General features: G+C 69.9%; 22 protein-coding genes. 12 read left to right on the forward strand and 10 right to left on the reverse strand.

Features of this window, described 5'->3' with window-relative positions; genetic code table 11:
• The first annotated feature begins 8 nt into the window (after positions 1 to 8).
• The 3 genes from ABZ803_RS11880 to rsmA all read left to right on the forward strand — a co-directional run bounded on the left by ABZ803_RS11880 (position 9) and on the right by rsmA (position 3,093).
• Positions 9 to 836: a TatD family hydrolase gene (locus ABZ803_RS11880; protein WP_357035778.1), complete on the forward strand. Its 828-nt coding sequence runs from the start codon at positions 9 to 11 to the stop codon at positions 834 to 836.
• A gap of 197 nt (positions 837 to 1,033) precedes the next feature.
• Positions 1,034 to 2,161, forward strand: a complete 1,128-nt coding sequence (locus ABZ803_RS11885; protein ID WP_357035781.1) for a transglycosylase family protein — start codon at positions 1,034 to 1,036, stop codon at positions 2,159 to 2,161.
• A 50-nt stretch (positions 2,162 to 2,211) separates the two neighbouring features.
• Positions 2,212 to 3,093 (forward strand): 16S rRNA (adenine(1518)-N(6)/adenine(1519)-N(6))-dimethyltransferase RsmA, encoded by an 882-nt coding sequence (gene rsmA, locus ABZ803_RS11890; protein ID WP_357035784.1) that lies wholly within the window; start codon positions 2,212 to 2,214, stop codon positions 3,091 to 3,093.
• Between the two features lie 70 nt (positions 3,094 to 3,163).
• Here rsmA and ABZ803_RS11895 read toward each other — a convergent pair whose 3' ends face one another.
• Together ABZ803_RS11895 and ABZ803_RS11900 are read right to left on the reverse strand one after the other, a co-directional pair.
• A complete protein-coding gene (locus ABZ803_RS11895; RefSeq protein ID WP_357035787.1) occupies positions 3,164 to 3,370 on the reverse strand; it encodes a copper ion binding protein in 207 nt (68 codons plus the stop codon).
• 102 nt (positions 3,371 to 3,472) lie between these two features.
• The gene (locus tag ABZ803_RS11900) at positions 3,473 to 5,275 is read right to left on the reverse strand and encodes an ABC-F family ATP-binding cassette domain-containing protein (protein WP_357035790.1); all 1,803 of its coding nucleotides are present in this window, start codon (positions 5,273 to 5,275) and stop codon (positions 3,473 to 3,475) included.
• A 291-nt stretch (positions 5,276 to 5,566) separates the two neighbouring features.
• Here ABZ803_RS11900 and ABZ803_RS11905 point away from each other — a divergent pair, with 291 nt between their 5' ends.
• Positions 5,567 to 6,415 carry an LLM class flavin-dependent oxidoreductase gene (locus ABZ803_RS11905; RefSeq protein ID WP_357035793.1) on the forward strand — a complete coding sequence of 283 codons (849 nt, stop codon included), beginning with the start codon at positions 5,567 to 5,569 and terminating at the stop codon, positions 6,413 to 6,415.
• Between the two features lie 324 nt (positions 6,416 to 6,739).
• Here the strand turns inward: ABZ803_RS11905 and ABZ803_RS11910 are convergent, their stop codons facing one another.
• Both ABZ803_RS11910 and ABZ803_RS11915 read right to left on the reverse strand, forming a co-directional pair.
• Positions 6,740 to 7,675: a 4-(cytidine 5'-diphospho)-2-C-methyl-D-erythritol kinase gene (locus tag ABZ803_RS11910; RefSeq protein ID WP_357035796.1), complete on the reverse strand. Its 936-nt coding sequence runs from the start codon at positions 7,673 to 7,675 to the stop codon at positions 6,740 to 6,742.
• Between the two features lie 90 nt (positions 7,676 to 7,765).
• Entirely contained in the window at positions 7,766 to 8,518 is a 753-nt protein-coding gene (locus ABZ803_RS11915; protein WP_357035799.1) for an SDR family oxidoreductase, read from the reverse strand.
• Between the two features lie 76 nt (positions 8,519 to 8,594).
• Between ABZ803_RS11915 and ABZ803_RS11920 the strand changes: the two genes are divergently transcribed.
• Positions 8,595 to 9,188, forward strand: coding sequence for a TetR/AcrR family transcriptional regulator (locus ABZ803_RS11920; protein ID WP_357035802.1), 594 nt, complete (start codon positions 8,595 to 8,597; stop codon positions 9,186 to 9,188).
• On the opposite strand, the gene ABZ803_RS11925 is transcribed toward ABZ803_RS11920, so the two are convergent.
• Positions 9,185 to 10,078, reverse strand: coding sequence for an Abi-alpha family protein (locus ABZ803_RS11925; protein WP_357035805.1), 894 nt, complete (start codon positions 10,076 to 10,078; stop codon positions 9,185 to 9,187). The two genes, ABZ803_RS11920 and ABZ803_RS11925, sit on opposite strands and share 4 nt — an antisense overlap.
• Complete coding sequence (locus tag ABZ803_RS11930; RefSeq protein WP_245549089.1) at positions 10,069 to 11,343, reverse strand: hypothetical protein; 1,275 nt, start codon at positions 11,341 to 11,343, stop codon at positions 10,069 to 10,071. The genes ABZ803_RS11925 and ABZ803_RS11930 overlap by 10 nt, the downstream gene beginning before the upstream one ends.
• A gap of 241 nt (positions 11,344 to 11,584) precedes the next feature.
• Here ABZ803_RS11930 and ABZ803_RS11935 point away from each other — a divergent pair, with 241 nt between their 5' ends.
• Positions 11,585 to 12,463, forward strand: coding sequence for an Abi-alpha family protein (locus ABZ803_RS11935; RefSeq protein WP_357035808.1), 879 nt, complete (start codon positions 11,585 to 11,587; stop codon positions 12,461 to 12,463).
• Between the two features lie 443 nt (positions 12,464 to 12,906).
• Positions 12,907 to 13,434, forward strand: a complete 528-nt coding sequence (locus tag ABZ803_RS11940) for a nuclear transport factor 2 family protein (RefSeq protein WP_157114124.1) — start codon at positions 12,907 to 12,909, stop codon at positions 13,432 to 13,434.
• A 1-nt stretch (position 13,435) separates the two neighbouring features.
• Here ABZ803_RS11940 and ABZ803_RS11945 read toward each other — a convergent pair whose 3' ends face one another.
• A complete protein-coding gene (locus ABZ803_RS11945) occupies positions 13,436 to 15,079 on the reverse strand; it encodes a peptide chain release factor 3 (protein ID WP_357035811.1) in 1,644 nt (547 codons plus the stop codon).
• 304 nt (positions 15,080 to 15,383) lie between these two features.
• Between ABZ803_RS11945 and ABZ803_RS11950 the strand changes: the two genes are divergently transcribed.
• Both ABZ803_RS11950 and pth read left to right on the forward strand, forming a co-directional pair.
• Complete coding sequence (locus tag ABZ803_RS11950) at positions 15,384 to 15,986, forward strand: 50S ribosomal protein L25/general stress protein Ctc (RefSeq protein WP_357035814.1); 603 nt, start codon at positions 15,384 to 15,386, stop codon at positions 15,984 to 15,986.
• A complete protein-coding gene (gene pth, locus ABZ803_RS11955) occupies positions 15,979 to 16,566 on the forward strand; it encodes an aminoacyl-tRNA hydrolase (protein WP_040869799.1) in 588 nt (195 codons plus the stop codon). Before ABZ803_RS11950 ends, pth begins: the two co-directional genes overlap by 8 nt.
• Positions 16,567 to 16,602: 36 nt before the next feature.
• Here pth and ABZ803_RS11960 read toward each other — a convergent pair whose 3' ends face one another.
• Both ABZ803_RS11960 and ABZ803_RS11965 read right to left on the reverse strand, forming a co-directional pair.
• Positions 16,603 to 18,255: a fatty acyl-AMP ligase gene (locus ABZ803_RS11960; protein ID WP_357035817.1), complete on the reverse strand. Its 1,653-nt coding sequence runs from the start codon at positions 18,253 to 18,255 to the stop codon at positions 16,603 to 16,605.
• A gap of 98 nt (positions 18,256 to 18,353) precedes the next feature.
• On the reverse strand, positions 18,354 to 19,013 hold the full coding sequence (locus ABZ803_RS11965) for a lysophospholipid acyltransferase family protein (protein ID WP_062972603.1): 660 nt from the start codon (positions 19,011 to 19,013) through the stop codon (positions 18,354 to 18,356).
• A gap of 115 nt (positions 19,014 to 19,128) precedes the next feature.
• Here ABZ803_RS11965 and ABZ803_RS11970 point away from each other — a divergent pair, with 115 nt between their 5' ends.
• Entirely contained in the window at positions 19,129 to 19,683 is a 555-nt protein-coding gene (locus tag ABZ803_RS11970; protein WP_357035820.1) for a TetR-like C-terminal domain-containing protein, read from the forward strand.
• Positions 19,684 to 19,704: 21 nt separating this feature from the next.
• Here ABZ803_RS11970 and ABZ803_RS11975 read toward each other — a convergent pair whose 3' ends face one another.
• On the reverse strand, positions 19,705 to 20,895 hold the full coding sequence (locus ABZ803_RS11975) for an aminotransferase class V-fold PLP-dependent enzyme (RefSeq protein WP_357035823.1): 1,191 nt from the start codon (positions 20,893 to 20,895) through the stop codon (positions 19,705 to 19,707).
• 176 nt (positions 20,896 to 21,071) lie between these two features.
• On the opposite strand from ABZ803_RS11975, the gene egtA reads away from it, so the two are divergent.
• Together egtA and egtB are read left to right on the forward strand one after the other, a co-directional pair.
• Positions 21,072 to 22,412 carry an ergothioneine biosynthesis glutamate--cysteine ligase EgtA gene (gene egtA, locus ABZ803_RS11980; protein WP_357035826.1) on the forward strand — a complete coding sequence of 447 codons (1,341 nt, stop codon included), beginning with the start codon at positions 21,072 to 21,074 and terminating at the stop codon, positions 22,410 to 22,412.
• Between the two features lie 100 nt (positions 22,413 to 22,512).
• Positions 22,513 to 23,859, forward strand: a complete 1,347-nt coding sequence (gene egtB / locus ABZ803_RS11985) for an ergothioneine biosynthesis protein EgtB (protein WP_357035829.1) — start codon at positions 22,513 to 22,515, stop codon at positions 23,857 to 23,859.
• The last annotated feature ends 18 nt before the right edge of the window (positions 23,860 to 23,877 follow it).

A 23,877-nucleotide genomic window follows, 5' to 3' on the forward strand; every position in this document is an offset into this window, starting at 1 on the left:
GGCCGCCGATGAGCGCAGCACGTCCCGCGCCGGAGCTGCCCGAGCCGCTGGCGCCGATCGTGGATGCGCACACCCACCTGGACGCCTGCGGAGCGACCGACGCGGCGTCCACCGCCGCGATCGTCGACCGCGCCGCCTCGGTCGGCGTCGGCCGAGTGGTCACCGTCGCCGACGACCTGGCCGCCGCGCAGTGGGCGGTGCGGGCCGCGCACTGGGACGATCGCGTGTACGCCGCCGTCGCGCTGCATCCGACCAGGGCGAACGCACTCGACGACGACGCCAAGGCCGAGCTGGAGCGCCTGGCCGACGACCCGCGGGTGGTCGCCGTCGGCGAGACCGGCCTCGATTACTACTGGCCGGGCAAACTGGACGGCTGCGCCGACATCGAGACGCAGATCGACGGTTTCCGCTGGCATATCGATCTGGCCAAGCGGGTCCGCAAGCCGCTCATGATCCACAACCGCGAGGCCGATCACGACCTGCTGACCGTGCTGCTGGACGAGGGCCCGCCGGACCGGGTGATCTTCCACTGCTTCTCCTCGGACACGAACATGGCGCTGTCCTGCGTGGCCGAGGGCTACATCCTCAGCTTCTCCGGGACGGTGAGCTTCAAGAACGCGCACGAATTGCGGGAAGCGGCCAAGGTGGTGCCCGACGACCAGATCCTGGTCGAGACGGACGCGCCGTATCTGACCCCGCATCCGTTCCGCGGAGCGCCGAACGAGCCGTATTGCCTGCCGTACACCGTGCGGGCGCTGGCCGAAGTGCGCGGCCAGGATCCGCTGGAACTGGCGAAGATCACCACGGACAACGCGCGGCGCGTCTACCGGCTCTGAGCGCCGCGCCCGCATACCCGTGGGCGCCCACGGATGCCCGGAATGCATCGGTGTATGCGAAATGTGTCCTATGTCACTTTCGATGTTCCGTTTCGTGATTTACCTGCGGGGTCGATATTTGATCGTGATATTGAAAAGGCGCTGTTCCTGAGCTTGCTGTTGTCCGCGCCCGCGCCCCTCGTTATCGTGCTGTGACCATGTCCCCCTTCACGCGGATCAACCAGTCGCGTTCGCCCCTGCTGCACATCGCGGTCGGCGCGCTGCTGCTGACGCTGATCATCGGCGCCGGCCTCGCGATCGTGAATCGCAAGACGGTGACCGTCGTCGTGGACGGCGAGAAGCTCTTCCAGACCACGATGTCGCGCGACGTGCGCGGTGTGCTGAAGGCCGCGGGCTTTGCCGTGACCGATCGGGACAAGGTGGCGCCGGCCCTGGCCGCGCACATCGGCGACGGCGCGACCATCACGCTCAACCGCGCCCGCGAGGTGGATCTGTCCGTCGACGGGATGACGCAGCGGGTCTGGACCACCGGCGTGACCGCGGGGGAGGCGCTCGAGCAGCTGAAGATCTCGAAAGAGGTGTACGTCTCGCCGGCCCGCGACGAGCGGCTCCCGTTGCAGGGCGCCACGCTCATGATCGCGACCCCGCGCGTGGTCTCGCTGGTCGACGGCATCGGTAACCCGGTGGACGTGCGCGCCGCCGCCCCCACCGTCGGCAAATTCCTCGAGGTGGCGGGCATCCCGCTGATCGAGCAGGATTCCGTCGAACCGGCCGCCTCCACTCCGGTGACGAACGGCTTGCGCGTCACCGTGACGCGCAAGCGGGTCGAACAGCACACCGAGACGCTGCCGCTGGACCCGCCGGAGAACGTCATCGAGGACCCGGCCATGAACATGAGCCGCACGGTGGTCGAGTCCCCCGGCGCTCCCGGCGTCCAGGACGTCACGTTCGCGGTCACCATGGTCAACGGCCAGGAAGTGGACCGTCAGGCGGTCGGTTCCACGGTGACCGTGGCGGCGCAGCCGAAGACCGTCCGCAAGGGCGCCAAGCCGGGCACCGAGGTGCCGCCGGTGCGCGACGGCGCGATCTGGGACGCGCTGGCCCGCTGCGAGTCGACCGGGAACTGGTCGATCAACACCGGCAACGGCTACTACGGCGGCGTGCAGTTCGACCAGGGCACCTGGGAGCGGCAGGGCGGGCTGCGGTACGCACCCCGCGCCGACATGGCCACCAGGGAAGAGCAGATCGCGATCGCCGAGATCACCCGCCAGCGGCAGGGCTGGGGCGCGTGGCCCGCCTGCACCGGCCGGCTCGGCATCAGCTGACGCCGCACCGGACGCCGGGGGCGGCGCGGCGCGGTTGATAGATTCTCGAGGTGTCCGAACCTGAAATCTCCGCTCGTGGAAGTGCGGCGCTGCTCGGGCCCGCCGAAGTGCGGGTGCTCGCCGAGCGGCTGGGGGTGCGGCCGACCAAGCAACTCGGGCAGAACTTCGTGCACGACGCGAACACGGTGCGGCGGATCGTCGCGGCCGCCGGGGTAGGGCGCGGTGACGTGGTGCTGGAGGTCGGGCCCGGTCTCGGTTCGCTGACCCTCGCGCTGCTGGACGTGGTGGACTCGGTGGTCGCGGTGGAGATCGATCCCGTGCTGGCGCGCCACCTTCCGATGACGGTCGCGGACCGGGCGCCGGATCTGGCGGCGCGGTTGTCGGTGGTCGAGGCGGACGCGCTGCGCGTCGGCGCCGCCGATCTGCCCGCGGCGCCGACCGCGCTGGTGGCCAATCTCCCGTACAACGTGGCGGTGCCCGTGCTGCTGCACCTGCTCGCCGAATTGCCCGGCATCGCAGTCGCTTTGGTGATGGTGCAGGCGGAAGTGGCCGATCGGCTCGCCGCCGATCCCGGCAGTCGCACCTACGGCGTGCCCAGTGTGAAAGCGGGCTTCTTCGGGACGGTCCGGCGTGCGGGGGCGGTGGGCACCCAGGTGTTCTGGCCGGTTCCGCGAGTCGAGTCGGGGCTGGTTCGGATCGACCGCTACGCCCAGCCCCCGTGGCCGATGGACGCCGAGCATCGCCGCCGCGTCTTCGCGGTCGTCGACGCCGCGTTCGCGCAGCGCCGCAAGACCCTCCGCGCCGCGCTCGCAGGCTGGGCGGGCTCGCCCGCCGAAGCCGAACGCCGCCTGCTCGCCGCGGGCATCGCCCCCACCGCCCGCGGCGAAACCCTGGACACCGCCGCCTTCGTCCGCCTGGCGGCCCAGGCCTAGCACTGCGCACAAGGCAGTGGCTCCCCGTACCGGCATCGGCCGGAGCGAGGAGCCACGCGAACGGTCCGGATCAGACGGCGACTTCGTAGCCCGCTTCGTCCACCGCGGCGACGATGTCGGCGTCGGCGATCGGCGCGGTGCTGTCGACGCGGACGGCGCCGCTGTCGAGATCCACATCCACGCCGGTCACGCCGTCGATCTTGCCGATCTCGGTCTTGACGGAGCTGACGCAGTGCCCGCAGGTCATCCCCGTGACGGTGTAGGTGGTGGTGGGCATGTCCGACTCCTTCACATCCAAATTCTCATACGGCCGGGGGGTACCTCGACCACCTCCGAAAGATACCCCCTATGGGTATGAGTCCGCAAGGGTGCCGCGAAATCACACGCCGTCGGCCAGTTCCAGCCAGCGCTCCTCGGCCGTCTCCTTCTCCGCGAGCACCTGCTTGAGTTCCGCGCCCAAGGTGACCAGCTTGTCCGGCTCGGTGGCCGCGTCGGCGAGCGCCGAGTGCAAGCGCTGCTCGCGTTCGGAGAGCTTGTCGATGGCGCGTTCCAGCCGGGTGAGTTCCTTGCGGGCCGCGCGGTAGGTGGCGGAGTCGGTGGCCGGTGCGTCGGCGGGCTTGGCCTCCGGCGCGGCGGCGCGGCTCCGGCTCGCCGTGAGGGTCGCGCGCCTGGTGAGGTACTCCTCGATGCCGCCGGGCAGGTTCGTGAGCTTGCCGTCGCCGAACAGCGCCCAGGTCGAGTCGCAGATCCGCTCGATGAGATACCGGTCGTGGCTGATCACGACCAGCGTGCCCGCCCAGTTGTCGAGCAGGTCCTCCAGCTGTTGCAAGGTGTCGATGTCCAGGTCGTTGGTGGGCTCGTCGAGCAGCAGCACGTTCGGCTCGGACATGAGGATGCGGGTCAGTTGCAGGCGCCGCCGTTCGCCGCCGGACAGGTCGCCGACCGGGGTGCGCTGGCGGGCGGGGGTGAAGCCGAGCCGCTCGGCCAGCTGACCGGCGGAGACCTCCTTGTCGCCCAGCATGATTCGCTGTGCGACCTGCTGCACCGCCTCCAGCACCCGCAGGCCGGTCGGCAGGTCGTCGAGTTCCTGGCGCAGCCAGCCGATCTGGACGGTCTGGCCCTGGACGCGCTTGCCACCGGCCCAGATCGCGCCGGTGTCTCCGGCCAGAGCGCGCAGCAACGTCGTCTTGCCCGAGCCGTTGACGCCGACCAGGCCGACGCGCTCGCCGGGCGCCAGCCGCCAGGTCAGGTCCCGCACCAGCTCCCTGCCGTCCGGGGTGGTGAGCGTGGCGTCTTCCAGTTCGACGACGACGCGGCCGAGGCGTTTGCGCGCGAAAGCCGCCAGCGAGACGCTGTCGCGCGGCGGCGGCACATCGGCGATCAGCGCCTCGGCGGCCTCGACCCGATAGCGCGGCTTGGAGGTGCGCGCCTGCGGGCCACGCCGCAGCCAAGCCAATTCCTTGCGGGCCAGATTGCGCCGCCGGGCTTCGGACGCGTCCGCCTGACGGGCGCGCTCGGCGCGGGCGAAGATCCAATCGCCGTAGCCGCCCTCGTAGCTCTCGACCTTGCCGCCGACCACTTCCCAGGTGTTGGTGGCGACGGTGTCGAGGAACCAGCGGTCGTGGGTCACCACGACGAGCGCGCTGCGGCGGCCGAGCAGATGTGCGGCCAGCCACTGCACGCCCTCCACGTCCAAGTGGTTGGTCGGCTCGTCGAGTACCAGCAGGTCGAGTTCGCGCACCAGCGCGGCGGCGAGCGCGACCCGCCGGCGCTCGCCGCCGGAGAGATTGTCCACCGAGGTGTCCAAGCCGAGATCGGCGATGCCGATGCCTTCCATCACCGAGCGGATGCGCGGGTCGGCGGCCCACTCGTGTTCGGCGACCTCGTCGGTCATGGCGTCGTCGGCCAGCCCTGCCAGCACCACCGAACCGACCGTCGCTCCCGGGGGCAGCACGCCGCGCTGGGTCACCACCGCCATGCGCAGGCCGCCGAGCCGGCTGACCCGGCCGCTGTCCGGTTCCTCGATACCGGTGAGCACCTCGAGCAGGGTGGTCTTGCCGCCGCCGTTGAGGCCGACGACTCCGATCCGTTCGCCCGCGTGCACGCCGAGCGAGACATTGTCCAGCAGCGGCTTGATCCCGAAGCTCTTGTGGACCTGTTCGAGATTGATCAGGTTGGACATGGATCCTTCCGTGTCTTGCGGGGGCGGTCCGATGAGACCTGCCTGTCGCGGTCCTGGGCCCCGGGCCAGCGTACCGACCCGGGCGGGGCGTCCGTTCGCCCGGCGAGCAGCGGGAGAGCTTGCGGGACGAACAATGTTCGTTTAGATTGAGCGGCGAACGAACACTGTTCGTTCCATTAACCGATCCGGCGTTCCCCAGAAGTACAGCCGCAGAGTGGGACGCCCACCTCGCCTCGAGGTGTCGGCGGGCGGCAACCGTCCCATTCCGCATCGCTTCTTCGGAGGAATTCCATGCACGTCGGCCTCGGCCTGCCCATTTCCGATCCCGCCGCCCTGCTCGACTGGGCCCGGCGCGCCGACGCGGGCCCGTTCCGCACCCTCGGCCTGCTCGACCGGCTGGTCTACGACAACCCCGAACCGCTGATCGCGCTGGCCACGATCGCCGGCGCGACCAGCCGTGTCAAAGTCCAGACCGAAGTGCTGCTCGCGCCGCTGCGCGACCCGGTGCTGCTGGCCAAGCAGGCCGCCACGCTCGACCGGATGACCGGCGGACGGCTGGTGCTCGGCCTCGGCGTCGGCGGTCGCGCCGACGACCACCTCGCCTCGGGCACCGACCTGCGCACCCGCGGCCGCCGCCTCGACGAGCAACTCGCGCTCCTGCGCCGCCTGTGGGCGGGGGAGGCCTACAGCGACGAGTGCGGGCCGATCGGCCCCGCGCCGCTGCGCCCGGAAGGGCCCGAGATCCTGTTCGGCGGTTTCCAGCCCGCCGCGCTCGACCGCGTCGGGCGGTGGGGCGGCGGGTTCCTCGCCGCCGCGCCGCCCTCTTGGGCGGGCAACCTCTTCGACATCGTGCGCCGTTCCTGGACCGACCACGGTCGCTCGGGTGAGCCGAGGATTGTCGCCCAGGTCAACGTGGCTCTCGGCCCGGATCACGTCATCGAGGACGCCCGCGCGTCGATGGGCGCCTACTACGCGTTCAGCGATTACACCGAGGGCTTCCTCGCCGGAATGCTCACCACGCCCGCGCAGATCCGCGCCACCATCGCCGAATTCGGCGATCTGGGCGCGGACGAGGTGATGTTCTACTGCTACGGCCGCGATGCCGATCAGGTCGATCGCCTCGCCGACGCGCTGCCCTGAGCGACGCGTCGCACCGGTCGCGCGATTCCGATCGGCGCGGGAACTCGGCTTGATCCCAGCGCCGGTCGCGATCTTCTGCGCGGCTGCTGTGGTCGGCTGTCTTCGTCGCGGCCGCCCCGCGCTGCCGTGTTGGAGCGGTCGCCTTCGTCGGCGCCGAGAAGCGCTCCATCCGGCGGCGGGCCGATCGCGGCGGCATGGTCGAGCCGCGGCGGACCTGTGCGTATCGCCCACCTACCGACCGACCGACCGTTCACGGGGCCGTGCCTCGGCAACCAGTTGCTCGCCGTGGCAGATCCACCATTGGGCGATCCGGGCTCGTGGCGGTCAGTGCTTGCCGGACGGGTCGGCGCTGAGGACGCGCGCGCCCGGCACGGGCCCACTGGCCGTCCGCACGCTGCGGCAGACGCCCGCGCCCGCGAGTTCGGCGGCCACCGAGATCGCCGATTCCTCGCTCTCGCACAGGAACGCGCACGTGGGCCCGGAGCCGGACACCAGCCCGGCCAGCGCGCCCGCCGTGACACCCGCCCGCAGCGTGCGGCGCAGTTCCGGCTTCAGCGACACCGCCGCCGCTTGGAGGTCGTTGCCGAGCAAGGGTGCGAGCTGGTGCGCGTCGCCGGAGGCCAGCGCTTGCATCAACTGCTGCGGTTCGCCGACCCGAGGCGGGTCGCCGTGCTCGCGCAACCGGTCGAGTTCGGCGAAGACCGCGGGCGTGGACAGGCCGCCTTTGGCGAAGGCGAGCACCCAGTGAAAGGTATTGCGCGACAGCACCGGCAGCAGGCGCTCCCCGCGGCCGGTGCCGAGCGCGGTGCCGCCGTGCAGGGCGAACGGCACATCGCTGCCGAGTTCGGCCGCCACCGCGCTCAGTTCCTCCCTGGACAGTCCCAGGTCCCACAGCTCGTTCAGCCCGACCAGCGCGGCGGCGGCGTCGGCGCTCCCGCCCGCCATGCCCCCGGCTACCGGAATACCTTTGGCGATGGCGATTTCCACCAGGGGCGCACGGCCGCCGAGGTGCGCGAGCCGGACGGCCGCCTTCCAGACCAGGTTCGTCCGGTCGGTCGGCACGTCCGCGGCGCCCTCTCCGGTGACCCGGACGGCCAGCGAACCCGAGGGGGAGATCTCCAGATCGTCGCTCAGGGACAGCGCTTGGAACACCGTGGTCAGATCGTGGTAGCCGTCGGCACGCAGGTCGCCCACTCCGAGATGGAGGTTCACCTTCGACGGCGCCCGCACGGTGACGGGACTCGGCACAACTGACAGCACGGTGCTCAAGCCTAATGGGAGCGGCCGGGCGATGCCGTTCCGTAGCGGGCGTCGCGAAAAGGAACCGGGGGAGGGGCAATCCCCTGGCCGTTACAGCAGGCCGCCGCCGGTGGCGTCGATCCACTGCCCGGTCACCCAGCGTGCCTCGTCGGAGGCGAGGAATCCGACCACGTCGGCCACGTCGGCGGGCTGCCCCACTCGTTTCAGCGGGGACATCGCCGCCACCGCCGCCTGGGTTTCGGCGTTGCGCAGCCAGTTCGCGTTCATGTCGGTGTCGATGATGCCCGGGGCCACCGCGTTCACGGTGATGCCGCGTGCGCCGACCTCCTTGGCGAGCACGCTGGTGAAACTGTCGATCGCGCCCTTGGTCATGGTGTAGGCGATCAGCTGCGGCATGTACGCGCCGTGGGTCAGGCCGGTGGAGATGTTGACGATCCGCCCGCCTGGCCGCAACCGATCCAGGCCGAGGCGAGTGATGAAGAAGGGCGCCTTGGCGTTGATCGCGAATACCCGGTCGAACGCCGCCTCGTCGGTCCCGGCGATCGGCTCCCGGATGCCGTCGGTGCCCGCGTTGTTCACCAGGATGTCCAGGCCGTCGGCGTGCGCGTCGAAGGCGGCCCACAGCGCCTCGGCGTCGCCGGGCACGCCCAGTTCGGCGCGAATCGTGAATGCCGCGCCGCCCGATGCCTCGATCGCGGCCACGGTCGCCTTCGCGGCCTGCTCGTCGCTGTTGTAGTGCACCGCCACCCGTGCGCCGTCGCGGGCCAGTCGTTCGGCTATCGCCCGGCCGATACCCCGGCTGCTTCCGGTCACCAGTGCCGTCTTGCCCGTCAGTGCGCCCATCACGCGCCTCTTTCTCTAGCGGTCGCTACAGAAAGCAAGGTAGCACATTCTCTAGTGACCGCTATAAAATTGCGGCATGAGTACCACGACCCGCGGGCGGCCCCGATCCTTCGACCGGGACGCCGCGCTGGAGAAGGCCATGCGGCTGTTCTGGGAACGCGGGTACGAAGCCACGTCGATCGGCGACCTGACCGCGGCGATGGGAATCGGTGCGCCCAGCCTGTACGCGGCGTTCGGGGACAAGAAGACGTTGTTCGCCGAGGTCGTCGCCAAATTCGGCGCGCGCTACGGCGGATTCGTCACGCGGGCGCTCGCCGAGGAGGGCACCGCAGACGCGGCGCTCCGGCGCATCCTGCGCGAGGCGGCCGTGGAGTACAGCAGGCCGGAATGCCCGCACGGCTGTCTGGTGATCAGCGCGGGCGTCAACACCACGAGCGCCGAGATCGCCGATTTCCTGCGCGACATGCGCAACCGGAACATCGACGCGTTCGCAGCGCGCATCCAGGCCGACATCGACGCGGGCGTCCTGTCGCCCAACCTGGAAGCACGCACGCTGGCCCGCTATGTCGGCACGGTGATGCAAGGAATGTCCCAGGCGGCGCGGGACGGCGCGAGCCGGGCCGAATTGCAGCGGGTGGCCGAGCTGGCGCTGCGCGGCTGGGAACCCTAGTGCCCCGAGGCGCGTCCGTCCTGCACCACCACGGGCAGGCAGGTGCGCACGAAGTCCGCGCCGAAGTCGGTCAGCACCACGCTGCGGTAGATCACCTTGGTGCCGAAGCCGGACCGCTTCAGCATCTCCCGCACCGGTGACTGTGCCTCCAGCAGCTGATACCGGTTCGGATTGCCGACCGGCTCGCGCGCGTGCTCGACCAGGCCCAGTCTGCGCAGGTTGGTCAGGTACTGCTGGATCCGGTTGGGGAAGCGCAGGCCGGCGTGCTCGCCGATCAGGGTGAGCATCGAGCCGAGGCGTTCGGAGCCGAGCGCGCGCGGGCGTCCGGTGCGGATATCGATCGAGGGCTGCGGCCCGTCCAGGTGCAGGAAACGCAGGATGCGCGCCTCGTCGGGGGTCAGCTCGGCGAGCATGCCCGCGAAGGCCGGATGGTTGTCGTCCTCGCCGTGCGGGCTGGCCGACAACCGCAGCAGCGCGGCGCCCTGCTCGCGCAGCGTCGGCACGGCGTCCTGCGCGGGCGGTTGCGCGGCGGCGGAAAGGCCGAGCGCTTTGCGCATCGCGTCACGGACTTCGGACTCCGCCTCGGCCAGCACTTCTCGGGGTGGGGCTCCCTCGATGCTGCGCCGCACGACGGTCGAGGTGACGTCGACCGCGGTGCCGACGCCCCAGGAGGTCACCCCGGTGACGGCGGTCCACGCCACCCGTGCGACGCCGGTCGCGGCGCGCACGGTGGCCACGGGAACCGTGACCCGTCTTGGTGATTCGTCGGTGTGAGCGATGTCCGAAGCCGGCCGCCGGGCGATCTCCTGCGATGGCCCGGCATTCGCCGCCGTCGCGTCGAGGTGCTCGACGGCCTCGAGATCGCCGTCGTCCGGACTCGCTACAGCCATGATGTCGCCACTCCCGTTCCGAAGATCAGGATATGAGCGTATCCGGCGAAGAGCCCCAGCACGCCGCCATGGACGAAAAGGAGCCATTCATCCTGCTTGATGGCCGCGCGAAGCATGTCGACGAAGTCCGGCGGCGACAACATCGCCATCTGCCTGGCGATGTATTCGTTGATCTGCCTGCCCTGGCGGACATTGAACTCCGGATCCGCGAACGCGATCGGCGCGATGGACATGGCTTCGTTGGTGAAGGTCGATTGCAGCGAGTCGTATTCGCGGCTGCCGAGCATGAACTTGACCGCAGGGCGCGCGGGGCCGAGCGCGCGGTCGGCGGCCGGGCGCAGCGTGTCCTCCAGCATCTGCATGGTGCGATCCGAACGCGGGCCGTTGAGCAACTCGTCGCCGATATTCGCCACGGTGATCACCTGGCTGGAAACCAATTCCGCGTATCCGTCGGTGATTTCGGACTTGCGTTTGATCAGCAGGCCCTGCCGCCACGGGACCCACCACTTCGGATATGCGGGCGCGAAGATCATATTGATGCCGATCCAGTTGACCACCCAGCCGATGATCACGCCGCCGATCGGCAGCACGACCAGGCTGGACCAGCCGCTCAGATGCAGGATGGCCACCAGCAGCACGCCCATCGGCGCGCCGAAGTAGAAACCGAAGTTCTGCATGAATCGCAGTTCCTTCGCGCCGAGCACTTGGAACAGCGTGTTGAGCAGATGCGGCCGGGCCTGGAAGTAGCGGATCACCATCTGCTTCACATCGAGCAGCTGATCGATATTCGCGCCCAATTCCTCGGTCAGCTCACGCAGGATCTCCGGCAGCTGCTGACGCACCCTGGCATGCACCATGTCGCGCACCTGGGCGGGCAGGTTGTACCAGAGCTGAGGATGCTCGCGGCGCAGGATGTCCTCGACGATGTCCTTGATCTGCGCGTCGGCGATGCTGGTGAGATGCTCGGCCAGCTTGTCCGGCTCGAGCTCCCGGTAGAAGTCGGCTACGCTGCCCAGCTTGGCCAGGCCCTTGTCGACCGCGATGCTCGCCATCTTGTCGGCGCGCGACGGGACGATGCCCTGCCACCCGAACCGGCCGTCATAGCTGAGCAGCGGAAGGACCTGAATTCGCTTGGGCAGGAATGGATACAGCGCGCGCAGACCGGGAACTCGGACACCGTGGAAGGCGACCGGCTTGAACAGCATGAGCACGCCGGTCCAGTTGGTGATGTAGCCGATCACGCCGGTGAAAAGCGGTATGGTCACGAGCTCGAGGAGGATCGTGGGGTGGATTCCGAATACGCTCTCTAACACGACACCCTCCTGCCGATACACCGGTGATCGCCGCCTCACCGGCACCCAAAACTAGCACCCCCTCCTCGAAGAAACCCTATTGCGCGCCGCGTGCCGGTCGCACTGTCCGAGTCAGGCGGTGCGAATGACCCGCGACACAAGGGGAAGTAATCTGTGGAGCGGATTCGTTCCCCCCGGCGATATCGGAGAAAACGTGGCAGACGACAGGACCGGACAGGACGTGGCCCGGCCAGGTTCCCGCGCCGTCGAGCGCAGTTCGGATGTCGAACAGCGGCAGATCAGCAATGAGGCACGGCTGATCCGCGGCGTGTTCCGCGCGGCAGGAGTGGCCGCGGGCACCGTCGTGCGCGGAAGCCAATGGGCGGTCGGCACGACCTACGAGGTCACCAGGGAGATCACCCAGGCCGCACTGGACGGGGAGTCCTCGGCGGAGATCGCCGAGCGGACCGGAAACGCGTTGCGTTCCATCGCCCGCAGCGCGCTCGGCGTCACCGAGGGCTCGGTCCGGGAGATCGTCAGCTACGTCCCGACCTCCAACGGCCCCACCTCGCAGCCGCCGCTGGCCGTCGGCCCCTACCTGCGCTCGGCGAGCACCGAGGAGTTGCGCCGCCGTGGCGACGCGCTGCTGGCCAGGTCGGCCGACGTCTACTTCACCGAGGACGTGCACCCGGCCTACGACCGCATCCTCGACGAACTCGCTCCCGACGAGGCGCGCATCCTGCGCTTCATGGCGCTCAACGGCCCGCAGCCGGCGGTCGACGTGCGCACCAACCGGCCGCTGGGGATCGGCTCGGAACTGGTGCAGGGCGATCTCACCTCGGTGCCCGAGCAGGCCGGGGTGCGCTACCCCGACCGCGCACGGTCCTACCTGATCAATCTCAATCGCCTCGGGCTGACGCTGACCTCGGACGATCCGGTGGTGCTTAGCCGGTACATGGTGCTCGAGGTGCAGCCCGTGGTGGAGGCGGCGCTGAAGAAGGCGGGCCGGGCGCCGAAGATCGTGCGCAAGAGTCTCCGCCTGACCGAGTTCGGTGAGGACTTCTGCCGTACCTGCTTCACGATCGGGAGCTGACCCGAAGTTGATCTTGACCGGAATGTTCCGCTCGCCGTGATAGCAATCTGATACAACCCTCCCAATCCGGCACTCGGGATGGGATTGTTGAGGGTATGGATCAGCGAACCGGCGGGCAGGGGCGCGGCGACCCAGGTTTGGGCATCGCTGGGCAAGTGCGTAACGACCGGGGCACGGGCTCCGGTGGGCCGCAGCGCGACGACCTGGGCTTTCCCCCGGGCGGCCAAGAGCGCGGCGGGGTGGACATCGATTCCGGCATACCGGAGCCGGAGGAACGAGACTTCGACCCGGTCGGTGCGGGTCCGAACCGCGACAGGCGGGCGACAAGCGCCGGTGAAGGGGATGCCGACGCCGATGACCGGCTGCGCTTCGACGCGGGAACCATCGACTTCGGGCAGGTGCGCGACGATCCGCGGGCGGGCCGCGGCCGCGACGAGCGGGAGTTGGACGACGTTTCGGCGATCTCCCGGTTGAAGTACCGGTACCTGCGCACCCTCGACACCAAATCCTGGGATGACTTCGCCGACACCATGGTGCCCGAGGCGACCGCGACCTACAGCGAATATCTGCAGTTCGAATCGCGCGAGGCGTTCATCGCGTTCATGCGCAACACACTCGGGCCGCACGTGATCACCGAGCACCGCTGCGACCACCCGGAGATCGATGTGGACGGCGACACCGCGACCGGCACGTGGTACCTCGCCGACACGGTGCTCATTCCGGGCCACAACATGCTGCTGCGCGGCGCGGCCTTCTACACCGACCGCTACGTCCGCTGCGACGACGGCCACTGGCGCATCTCGCACACCGGCTACGAACGCACCTACGAAGTGGTGCTCTCCCTCAGCGACCTGCCCAGCCTGCGGCTGACGTCGAGCCGCTGGGGTCTGATCGCGAAAGAAGACGGCATCTCTTCGATCGAACGCGACCCAGGTGCCCCGCCGATGCGGCCGGAGTCCGAGGCCGGCTGACTCAGTCGGCGGTGGCGACCAGGGGCTCCAAGGTGAGCGCCGGGTGCTCCTTCTCGATGTATTGCAGCCGCCATTTATCGCTGAACAGCGCGAGCAGCGCACCGTCTGAGCGGGTGAACACCTCCACCCCGCGCTGCCGCCCGAGTTCCTCCGCCGACGCGGCATCGGTGCGCCGGGCCAGCGTGTAGCCGAGGTGCTCCATCGTGGTCTCGACGTTGAACTCCGTGAGCATGCGCGCGGTCACCACTTCGAACTGCATCGGGCCGACGGCCGCCAGGACCGGAGCGGCGTCGCCGCGGATGTCGTTGCGCAGCACCTGCACGACGCCCTCGGAGTCGAGCTGGTCCATCGCCTTGCGGAACTGCTTGTACTTGCCCGCGCTACGGGCCCGCAGCACGGCGAAATGCTCCGGTGCGAACGACGGGATCGGCGGGAACTCCACCTTCTTGTCCACGAACAGCGTGTGCCCCGGAGCCAGCGCCGTCGCGTTGACCAGGCCCACGACGTCACCGGGGTAGGCGGTGTCGACGGTGGCGCGTTCGCGGCCGAACACGGTCAGCGCGTACTTGGTGGCGAACGGCCGCCCGGTCTGCGCGTGGGTGACCACCATGCCGCGTTCGAACTCGCCCGACACGATCCGCATGAAGGCGAGCCGGTCCCGGTGGGCGGCGTCCATGCCCGCCTGCACCTTGAACACCACCGCGCTGAACGGATCGCCGGTCTCGCGCGGCTTGCCCTCGACATCGCGGCGCGAGCCCGGCGCGGGCGCGAGCGCCACCAGGGTTTCCAGCAGCTGCCGCACGCCGAAGTTCAGCATCGCGGAGGCGTAGATGACCGGTGAGGTCTGCCCGGCCAGGAACAACTCCTGGTCGTGGTCCTGGCCGGTGGCCGAGAGCAGCTCGCTCTCCTCCGCGGCGGTGATCCACGGCTCGCCTTCGCGCGCCTCGGCGGCCTCCGGCGTCAGCGACTCCTCCGGCGCGATGGTCGCGCCGCCCGCGGTGCGGGTGAAGTGGATGTATTCGAGCGCCGCGCCGTCCGGGCCGCGGCGCAGCAGGCCGCGGAAATCTCCCGCGATACCGACCGGGAGGAACAGCGGGGTGGGGGTGAGGCCGATCCGCTCGTCGATCTCGTCGAGCAGTTCCAGCGGAGCCCGGCCCGGCCGGTCCCACTTGTTGATCACGGTGATCACCGGGATGCCGCGGTGGCGGCAGACCTGGAACAGCTTCAGCGTCTGCGGCTCCAGGCCCTTGGCGGCGTCGATCAGCATCACCGCGGCGTCGACGGCGGTGAGCACCCGGTAGGTGTCCTCGGAGAAATCGGAGTGGCCGGGGGTGTCCACCAGGTTGATGACGCTGTCGACCTCGGACCCCGCGGCGCGGTAGTTGAACTGCAGCGCGGTCGAGCTGACCGAGATGCCGCGCGCCTTCTCCATCTCCATCCAGTCCGAGACGGTGGACTTGCGCCCGGCCTTGCCGTGGATCGCGCCCGCCTCGGAGATCATCCTGGCGTGCAGGGCGAGTGCCTCGGTGAGCGTGGACTTGCCCGCGTCGGGGTGGGAGATCACCGCGAACGTGCGCCGGCGGGCCACCTCGGCGGACAGCCCGCGGGGTGCGGGCGCGACAACACCCTCAGGGGAGGCGCTCAACGCAAGACAACCTTTCGCAGACAACCGATCGGCAACCACGCCAGCGTACGCGACTCGCTCGAGCGCGAGCCGAACCGCCGGTGACCACCCGATTCAAAGAGCGCCTCTGCGCTGGGGTATGGTGTTCGGGTTGTCTCGGCGAGGGTGACCGCAGACCAGTTTTGCGACACCGTGATCGACGCGGCTCGGCTTCCGGCCGTCCTCGTTCGGTCTTCGCCCCGACGAGTAGACCACCCCCGTCAGGTGTGCGGAACCCCTGACGTGTAACTGACAGCCCGGAAGAGCCGTAGGAGTAGATCCAGTCATGTCCGACGTCAACCTTCTCGAAGCATCCGTACGTACCGAGTTCGGCAAGGGCGCCGCCCGCCGTACCCGTCGTGCGGGCAACGTCCCGGCCGTGCTGTACGGCCACCAGGCCGACCCGCAGCATCTGTCGGTGAACGCCCAGGCCTTCGCCGCCATCCTGCGTGAGCACGGCACCAACGCGGTGCTGAACCTCGTCATCGACGGCCAGAAGCAGCTCGCGCTGACCAAGTCCGTTGTGGTGCACCCGATCCGTCGCTACATCGAGCACGCCGACCTGCTGATCATCAAGCGCGGCGAGAAGGTCACCGCCGACGTGAACGTCACCGTCGCGGGCGACGCCGCCCCTGGCACCCTGGTCACCCAGGAAGCCACCACCGTCTCCGTCCTGGCCGACGCGCTGAAGCTGCCCGAGTCCATCGAGGTCTCCGTCGAGGGCATCGAGGCCGGCACCCAGATCACCGCGGGCGAGCTGCAGCTGCCCGAGGGCGTCGAGCTGGCCGCCGATGCGGAGACCCTGATCGTCAACGTGATCGCCGCCCCGGCCGCCGAGCCCGTCGAGGGCGAGGAAACGGCCGAGGCCGAGGGCGAGAGCGCTGAGTAACAGCGCACCGTCCGCCGGGCCCGCGCTCGTCGTCGGACTGGGCAACCCCGGTCCCGAATACGAGCGCACCCGGCACAATGTGGGTTTCCTGGTCGCCGACGTGCTCGCCGAGCGCGTCGGCGGCCGTTTCGGTGTGCACAAGAAATCCGGCGCCGACCTGCTGCAGGCGCGGCTGGACGGGCGTCAGGTGCTGATCGCGAAGCCGCGGTCGTTCATGAACCTGTCCGGGCGGCCGGTGGCCGCGCTGGCGAAGTTCTTCTCCGTGCCGCCGACCGAGGTGATCGTCGTGCACGACGAACTCGACCTGCCGTTCGGCGCCATCCGGCTCAAGCGCGGCGGCGGCGAGGGCGGCCACAACGGTCTGCGCTCCGTCTCCAGCGCCCTGACCACCAAGGACTACCTGCGCACCCGCATCGGCATCGGCCGCCCGCCGGGCCGCCAGGATCCGGCCGACTACGTGCTGAAGCCGTTCTCCGCGCCGGAGCGCAAAGAGGTCCCGGTGATCGTCGAGCAGGCCGCCGACGCGGTGGAGCTGTTGCTGCGCGTGGGTCTCGAGACCGCGCAGAACCAAGTGCACTGAGGCGCACCCCGCTCGATACGAGGTGCGCCCGGCCGATCATCCGCGCGGCAGATGGATCGCGGTCGCGGCCCTGCGCAATTTGCCCGAAGAGGTCTTCGGCAGTGCGCCGGGGCCGAGCACGGCGACCGTGCGCGGCCGAGCGCCGACCTCCGCGAACACCGAATGCACGATCTCGCGCTCGATGCGCTTGACCTCCTCGGGGTTCTGGTGGCTGCCGCTCTCCACCACCACGGCGAAGCTCTCCCGCTTCTGGCCCGCGTCGAGGCGCACCGCCACCGCGTTGCCAGGACGTACGCCGCTCACCCTGGTCGCGGCGCGCTCGATGTCGGTGGGGTAGATGTTGCGGCCGCCCATGATGATCACGTCCTTCATCCGGCCGCACACCACGATCAGCCCCTCGTCGGTGAAGTAGCCGATGTCGCCGGTGTCCAGCCAGCCCTCGTCGTCCTGGGCAGGTTGGAATCCGTCCACCGTCACATACCCGGAAGTGACCGCGGGGCCGCGCAATTCGATCACACCCACCGACCGGGTAGGCAGCGGCTGACGTTCGCTGTCGACGATGCGGCCCTCCAGATGGTCGACCAGATAGCCGAGGGTGGGCAGCCTGCGGATGTTGGCGGGCTGGCCGTGCTCCTCCGGCACGGGCACCGCCTTGCCGATCGCTTCGAGCAGATCGGCATCGATCACGTCGAGCACCTGTCCGTGACCGGCGTCGGGGATCGACACGGCGAGCGTGGTCTCGGCCATGCCGTAGACGGGGGTGAGCGCCATCGGGTTGAGCCCGAAGCGTTTCCCGGCGGCGGCCAGAGCGTCCATGGTGTCCGGGTCCACCGGTTCGGCGCCGTTCCACATGTAGCGCACGCTGCTGAGGTCGAACGCGCCGTCGTCGGCCTGCCGCAGCCGCCGGGCCAGCAGCGAATAGGCGAAATTCGGTGCGGCGGTGACGGTTCCGTGATATTTGCTGATCAGCTCGGCCCACAGCAGCGGCTTGGTGAGGAAGTCCAGCGGCGTCACGCACACCACTTCGGCGCCGAATTGCATCGGGACGCTGAGGAATCCGACCATGCCCATGTCGTGGAACAGGGGCAGCCAGCTGACCATCACGTCGTCGTCGAGCTGGAATTTCACCCGGTCGAACATGGCGTGGGCGTTGACGAAGAAGTTCTCGTGCGTGATCCGGACCGCCTTGGGCGAGCCGGTGGAACCGGAGGTCAACTGCTGCAACGCGATATCGCCCTCGGCGGTGGGTACCGGGTCGGTGTCGGGACCGTCGGGCAGCTGGTCGATGCGCACCACGGTGATGCCGCGTTCGCGCAGCAGCGGCTCGGCCGCCTCGAACGGCGCGCCCAGCACGACCGCGCGCGCTTCGATCATGGTCAGCACGGTCTCGGTGTCGCGCGCCCAGACCACCAGATCGGTGCGCGGAGTCGGCTGGTGCAGCATGGTGATCGACGCGCCGCGCATCCAGACGGCCTGGCAGGCCGGGGCGATATCGACCGGCATGCCCGCGAGCACGCCGACCGCGTCGCCGTGCCCGATGCCCGCTTCGGCCAGCCCGCCCGCCATGCGCCGGGCGATCCGGTGGATCTCCGCCCAGGTGCGCCGCAGCGGCGCGCTGGGCTCGCCGGTTACCAGTCCGCGCTCGGAGTTTCGCGCCGTGGCATACATCTCGTCGGTGAACCTGCTCAACGTTCATCTCCTAACCACCAGCTGTCGCCGGGAACCGGCCTCCCCCCACTATCCCGCCATCGCGGTGCGGCGTTAACCCCTTTTCCGGGGGCCCCAGGTCACAGCGACGAGAAGGTGGCCGCGTAGCGGTCGACATAGCACCGGCCCGAGCGCGCGGCCAGTTCGCGCATCAGCTCGTCGGTGGCGGCGCGCACCATGTGGCGCTGCTCGGCGGGCGGGTAGCGGCGCGGCGCCCCGAACTCGATGCGCACTTTGCCGAACCGCGGCAGACGACTGCCGCGCGGGTTCACCCGGTCGGTACCCGACAGCGTCACCGGAACGACCGGCGCGCCGGTGGCCATGGCGACCCGCAGGGTGCCGGTGCGGCCGCGGTAGATTCGCCCGTCCGGTGAACGGGTGCCCTCGGGATGGATCGCCCAGACGCCGCCTGCTTCCAGGATGCGGGTGGCCGCGGCCAGTGCGCCCGCGGCCGCGTCGCCGCCCGTCCGGTCGACCGGAACCTGCCCGGAGACCGAGTAGAACCACCGATTGAACCGGCCGCGCAGGCCCTTCCCGGTGAAGTACTCCTGTTTCGCCAGGAACGTCACGCGCCGGGGGACGACCAGCGCGAGGTAGAGCGAGTCGATCACGGCGAGGTGATTGGCCGCGATGATCACCGGCCCGGTGCGCGGGATGTTGTCCAGCCCCGCCACATCGGGCCTGCCGAGTAGCCGCAGCAGCGGACCGAGCAGCACGTACTTGAACAGCGAGTACCACATGTAGACCTCCGTAGACGAACGCAGACGAAAGCGTAGACATTGTCTACCGCATCGCGTAGACAGTGTCTATGTGCGGGAGTGTGGTTCTGCCGTGGCAGGCGTAGACAATGTCCGCATGCCCGAGAGCGAGACGCTGCGAGATCGACTGGTCGACGTCGGCGTCGATCTGCTCGAGGAGGTGGGCGCCGCGCAACTGGGGTTGCGCGCGATCACCCGGGCGGCGGGCGTCTCGCACGGTGCGCCGCGGCGCTACTTCCCGACCCACCGCGCACTGCTGGCCGCCATCGCCGCGCGGGGGTTCGCCGACCTCGCCGACCGGTTCACAGCGGTGGACGCCGAGTCCGCGCGCGACCGTCTCGGGCGGATGAGCGCCGAGTACATCGAGTTCGCCGCGCGGCGGCCGGAGATGTTCACCCTGATGTTCCGGCACGATCTGCTCGAAGGCTCCGGCGAGAACCTGCGGTCGGTCACCCTGCCGCTGTTCGCGCGGTTCGCCGAACTGGTCGGCGCGGCGGCGGGCACGACCGATCCGCGCAACCGCGCGATCGCCCTGTGGACGAATCTGCACGGCATCGCCACCACGCAGGCCAATCGCAGCCTGCGTCTGGTCGCACCGGGCGTCGACGTCGAGGCTCTGGTGGCCAGGGCGCTCGCGGTGCATCTGGCCTGAGTGTCGCAGGCCGCTCGCGGCTCAAGCGCGCAGTTCCGCCACCGCGGCGACGAAGCGATCGAGTTCGTCGAAGCCGACGAAGCAGTGCGGCGAGGCGCGCACGACGGAGGCGAGGCCACGGCCGGTCATATCCAGCAGGGTGGAACCGGCGTGGCTGACCGTGACCGTGATGTCCTGCGCCAGCAGCCGGTCGCGCACCTCGACGGAGTCGACGCCGTCCACGGTGAACGACACGATGCCGCTGTGCCGCAGGCCGATGTCGCGCACGGTCACCCCGGGAATCTCCGGCAGCGCCTTGCGCAGGTGCTCGGCGCGGGCCGCGATCGCGGCGTAGACGTCGTCCGGGCCCAGTTCGAGCAGGTATCGCACCGCTGCGCCCAGGCCGAGCCTGCCCGCGACGTCGCATTCCCAGAACTCGAAGCGGCTGGCATCGGGCGCGAGCCGGTAGTCGTGCGGGCCGGTCCATTGCGCGCCGTGCAGGTCGAGCCGAGCGGGTTCCATCGAGCGCGCCAACTCCGGCCGCAGGTAAAGGAAACCGGTGCCGCGCGGGCCGCGCAGCCACTTGCGGCCGGTGGCCGACAAGGCGTCGACGCCGAGTTCGGCCACGTCCAGGGGCAGCTGGCCGGCGGACTGACAGGCGTCGAGCAGCACCAGCGCGCCGACCGAGTGCGCGATCCTGGTCGCCTCGGCGGCCGGATTGACCAGCCCGCCGTTGGTCGGCGCGTGCAGCACCGACACGAGCTTGACCCGTTCGTCGACCAGCGCCGACAGCGCGTCCAAGTCGATCTGCCCGGTCCCGTCGCTGGGAATCTTCTCCACCGTGGCGCCGGTGGCGCGGGCCCGCTGCAGGGCGGCGATGGCGTTGCTGGCGTAGTCCGCCTCGGAGACCAGGATGCGATCGCCCGCGGCGAGCGGCACCGAGTAGAAGAAGTCCGCCCACGAGCGCGTGGCGCTGTCGCTGAGCGCGATGCTCTCGGGCGCGGCGTTGATCAGCGCGCCGATCGCGGTCTTGACATCGGCCAGATCGTCGAGCCGCTCGTTCGCGGCGCGATAGCCGCCGATCTCCGCCTCCCTGCGCAGATGCGCGACGACGGTGTCGGTGACGACCCGAGGGGGCAGCGACGAGCCGGCGCTGTCGAGGAAAACGGGTCCCGGTCCGGGCCCCGCCGCGCATCCGGGAGTGTCGGCTCGTACGCGATCGTCATCCAGCATGGAGCCGACCTTATCGGGTGAATTGTTCGGCTTCATGTCGGTTTCTTGTCGGCCTGCGTCGCTACGCTGGATGGATCGCCGCACTCGAATTTCGGCCGGGGAGTGGAATACCACCGCGCAGAATGGCGATAACCGAAGAGCAGCGGACTACGTCCCGGAGCCCACTGGAGGTTGGCATGGCGGTCACGCTCGAGAGTCCTGAGTCGGCCGGGTGTGCCACCGAGCAGGGAGAACTGTCCTCCCGCGCGGCGGCGGAAGCATATGTCGGAGGGGTGTGTTTCAAGCTCGGGCCACCGGCGCTGATCGGCGCCGAACTCGAATGGCTCACGGTGCAGGGTGAGTGTTCGGCGTCGGGTCCATCGGCCGCTCCGCGCCCCCAGCTGTCCGCCATGGCGGACGCACTCGGACCGTACGCACCACGGTCCATCGCCCCCGATTCGCCGGCGCTCGCCTTGCCGGGGGGCAGCCGGGTCACTCTGGAACCCGGCGGTCAGATCGAACTCTCCAGCGCTCCCTACGGAGCTGCCGCGCAGCTGTGTGATCGCCTGCGCGATGATGCCCGCCTGTTGCGGGAACTTCTCGAATCCCGGTCCATCCGCCCCGTTTCCGTCGCCGCCGACGCGGACCGCCGCCCCAAGCGCTTGCTTCAGCTGCCGCGCTATCGCGCGATGGAGCGCTCCTTCGGCGGCATCGGGCCGTTCGGCAAACTGATGATGTGCAATACCGCGGCCACCCAGGTCAGCGTCGACGCGGGGGCCGACCGCGCGGACGTCACCGCGCGCTGGAGCGCCCTGTACGCCGTCGGCCCGGCGCTGCTGGCCGCCTTCGCCTGTTCACCCGGCCTGCGCGGCGCGCCGCCGGGAACATGGGCGTCGCAGCGCATGCGGGCCTGGTTGCGGCTGGACAACACGCGCACCCGCCCTCCGGTGCTGGACTGGGCCGACCCGATCGCCGCGTACGGCAGATGGGCGCTGGACGTGCCGCTGCTGTGCGTGCGCCGACCGGACGGCGGCGCCGAGGGCGGTGACGGCGACTGCGCGGAATGGTCCGCACCGCCCGGTGCCACCTTCGCCGACTGGCTGTCCGGCGCACTGGACGACGAGGTCGGCCGCCGCCCCGGCATCGGCGACCTCGACTACCACCTGACCACGCTGTTCCCGCCGGTGCGCGCCTCGGGCCACCTGGAGGTCCGCTACATCGACGCCCAGCCCGGCGATGCGTGGACCGTGCCGGTGCACGTGATCGACGCGCTCATGTCCAGCCCGGCGGTGGTCGCGGAGGCGAGCTCGATCGCCGCGCCGCTGGCCGGCCGCTGGGTCGATGCCGCCCGCTACGGATTGGCCGATCCCGACATCCGGGCCGGTGCGGTGGCCCTGCTGCGCTTGGCGGCCGAGCACACCGCGACCGACGACGCCGCCCGCGCCGTGGAATCCGCCGCGAAACGATGTCGCCACGGACGCACCCCGACCGAGGACGACATCGAGCACAGCACGGAGCCCACGGAGACAGCCCTGTGACCAGCAGCCGACCGTATTTCCCCGACAGCGACCCGGTCCACCGCGCCGAGTCGCCCAGCAGCGCAGACGCCGATCAGCACGAATCCCGGAGACGTTTCCCGTGACCACTTCCCATTCCGCCTTCACCGACCACTCCGGTACCGAACAGCTGCGCGACCGGATCGCCGAAGTGCTCACGCGCGCCCGGCAACGAACCCTCACCCTCACCGACTGCCTCGACGAAGCCGAACTGGTAGCCCAGCATTCGCGACTGATGAGCCCACTCGTCTGGGACCTCGCGCACATCGGCAATCAGGAAGAACTCTGGCTCGTGCGCGACGTCGGCGGACGCGACGCGGTGCGCGCCGACATCGACGAGCTCTACGACGCCTTCAAACACGCCCGCGCGAACCGGCCCGAACTACCGTTGCTCGATCCCGGCCAGGCCCGCGACTACGTCGGCGCCGTGCGCGACAAGGTGTGGGATGTGCTGGAGCGCAGCGACCTGCGAGGCCGGCCACTGATCGATGACGGGTTCGCGTTCGGCATGATCGCCCAGCACGAGCAGCAGCACGACGAGACCATGCTGGCCACCCATCAGTTGCGCGCGGGCGCACCCGTGCTCGCCGCGGCGGCCGCACCCACCGCCGTGGCGCCGGTCACCGGGGAAGTCGTGATCCCCGGGGGCGAATTCACCATGGGCACCTCGACCGACGTGTGGGCGCTGGACAACGAACGCCCCGCACATCCGGTCCTGGTTCCGGGCTTCGCGATCGACGCCGCGCCGGTGACCAACGAGCAATACCTGGCCTTCATCGACGACGGCGGCTATGAGCGGCCCGAACTCTGGTCCGAGCGCGGCTGGGCGCACCGCACCGAGGCAGGCCTCGTCGCGCCGCAGTTCTGGGAGCGCGATCCGTCCGGGCGCTGGTGGCGGCGGGTATTCGGGGTGATGACCCCGCTGCGGCCGCGGCAGCCGGTCGTGCACGTGTGCTGGTTCGAGGCCGAGGCCTACGCGAACTGGGCGGGTAAGCGCCTGCCCACCGAAGCGGAGTGGGAGAAGGCGGCCAGGTTCGATCCGGCCACCGGCGCGTCGCGCCGATTCCCGTGGGGCGACACCGATCCCGACGCGACCACCGCGAACCTCGGGCAGCGGCATCTGGAACCCGCCGAGGTCGGCGCGTATCCGTCCGGGGCGTCTCCCGCGGGCGTGCACCAGTTGATCGGTGACGTGTGGGAATGGACCGCTTCGGGTTTCGAGCCGTACCCGGGCTTCCGCGTGTTCCCGTACCGGGAGTACTCCGAGGTGTTCTTCGGCGGCGATTACCGTGTGCTGCGCGGTGGTTCCTTCGGCACCGATCCGGTGGCCTGTCGCGGCACCTTCCGAAACTGGGACCATCCCATCCGCCGCCAGATCTTCGCCGGATTCCGCTTGGCGCGGGATCTGCGTCCGGGAGAAGGCGAGTGAGCGACGCCCGTCATTCCG

Origin of the sequence: Nocardia sp. NPDC047648 (assembly GCF_040642815.1) — a bacterium.
Lineage (GTDB): Bacteria > Actinomycetota > Actinomycetes > Mycobacteriales > Mycobacteriaceae > Nocardia > Nocardia gamkensis.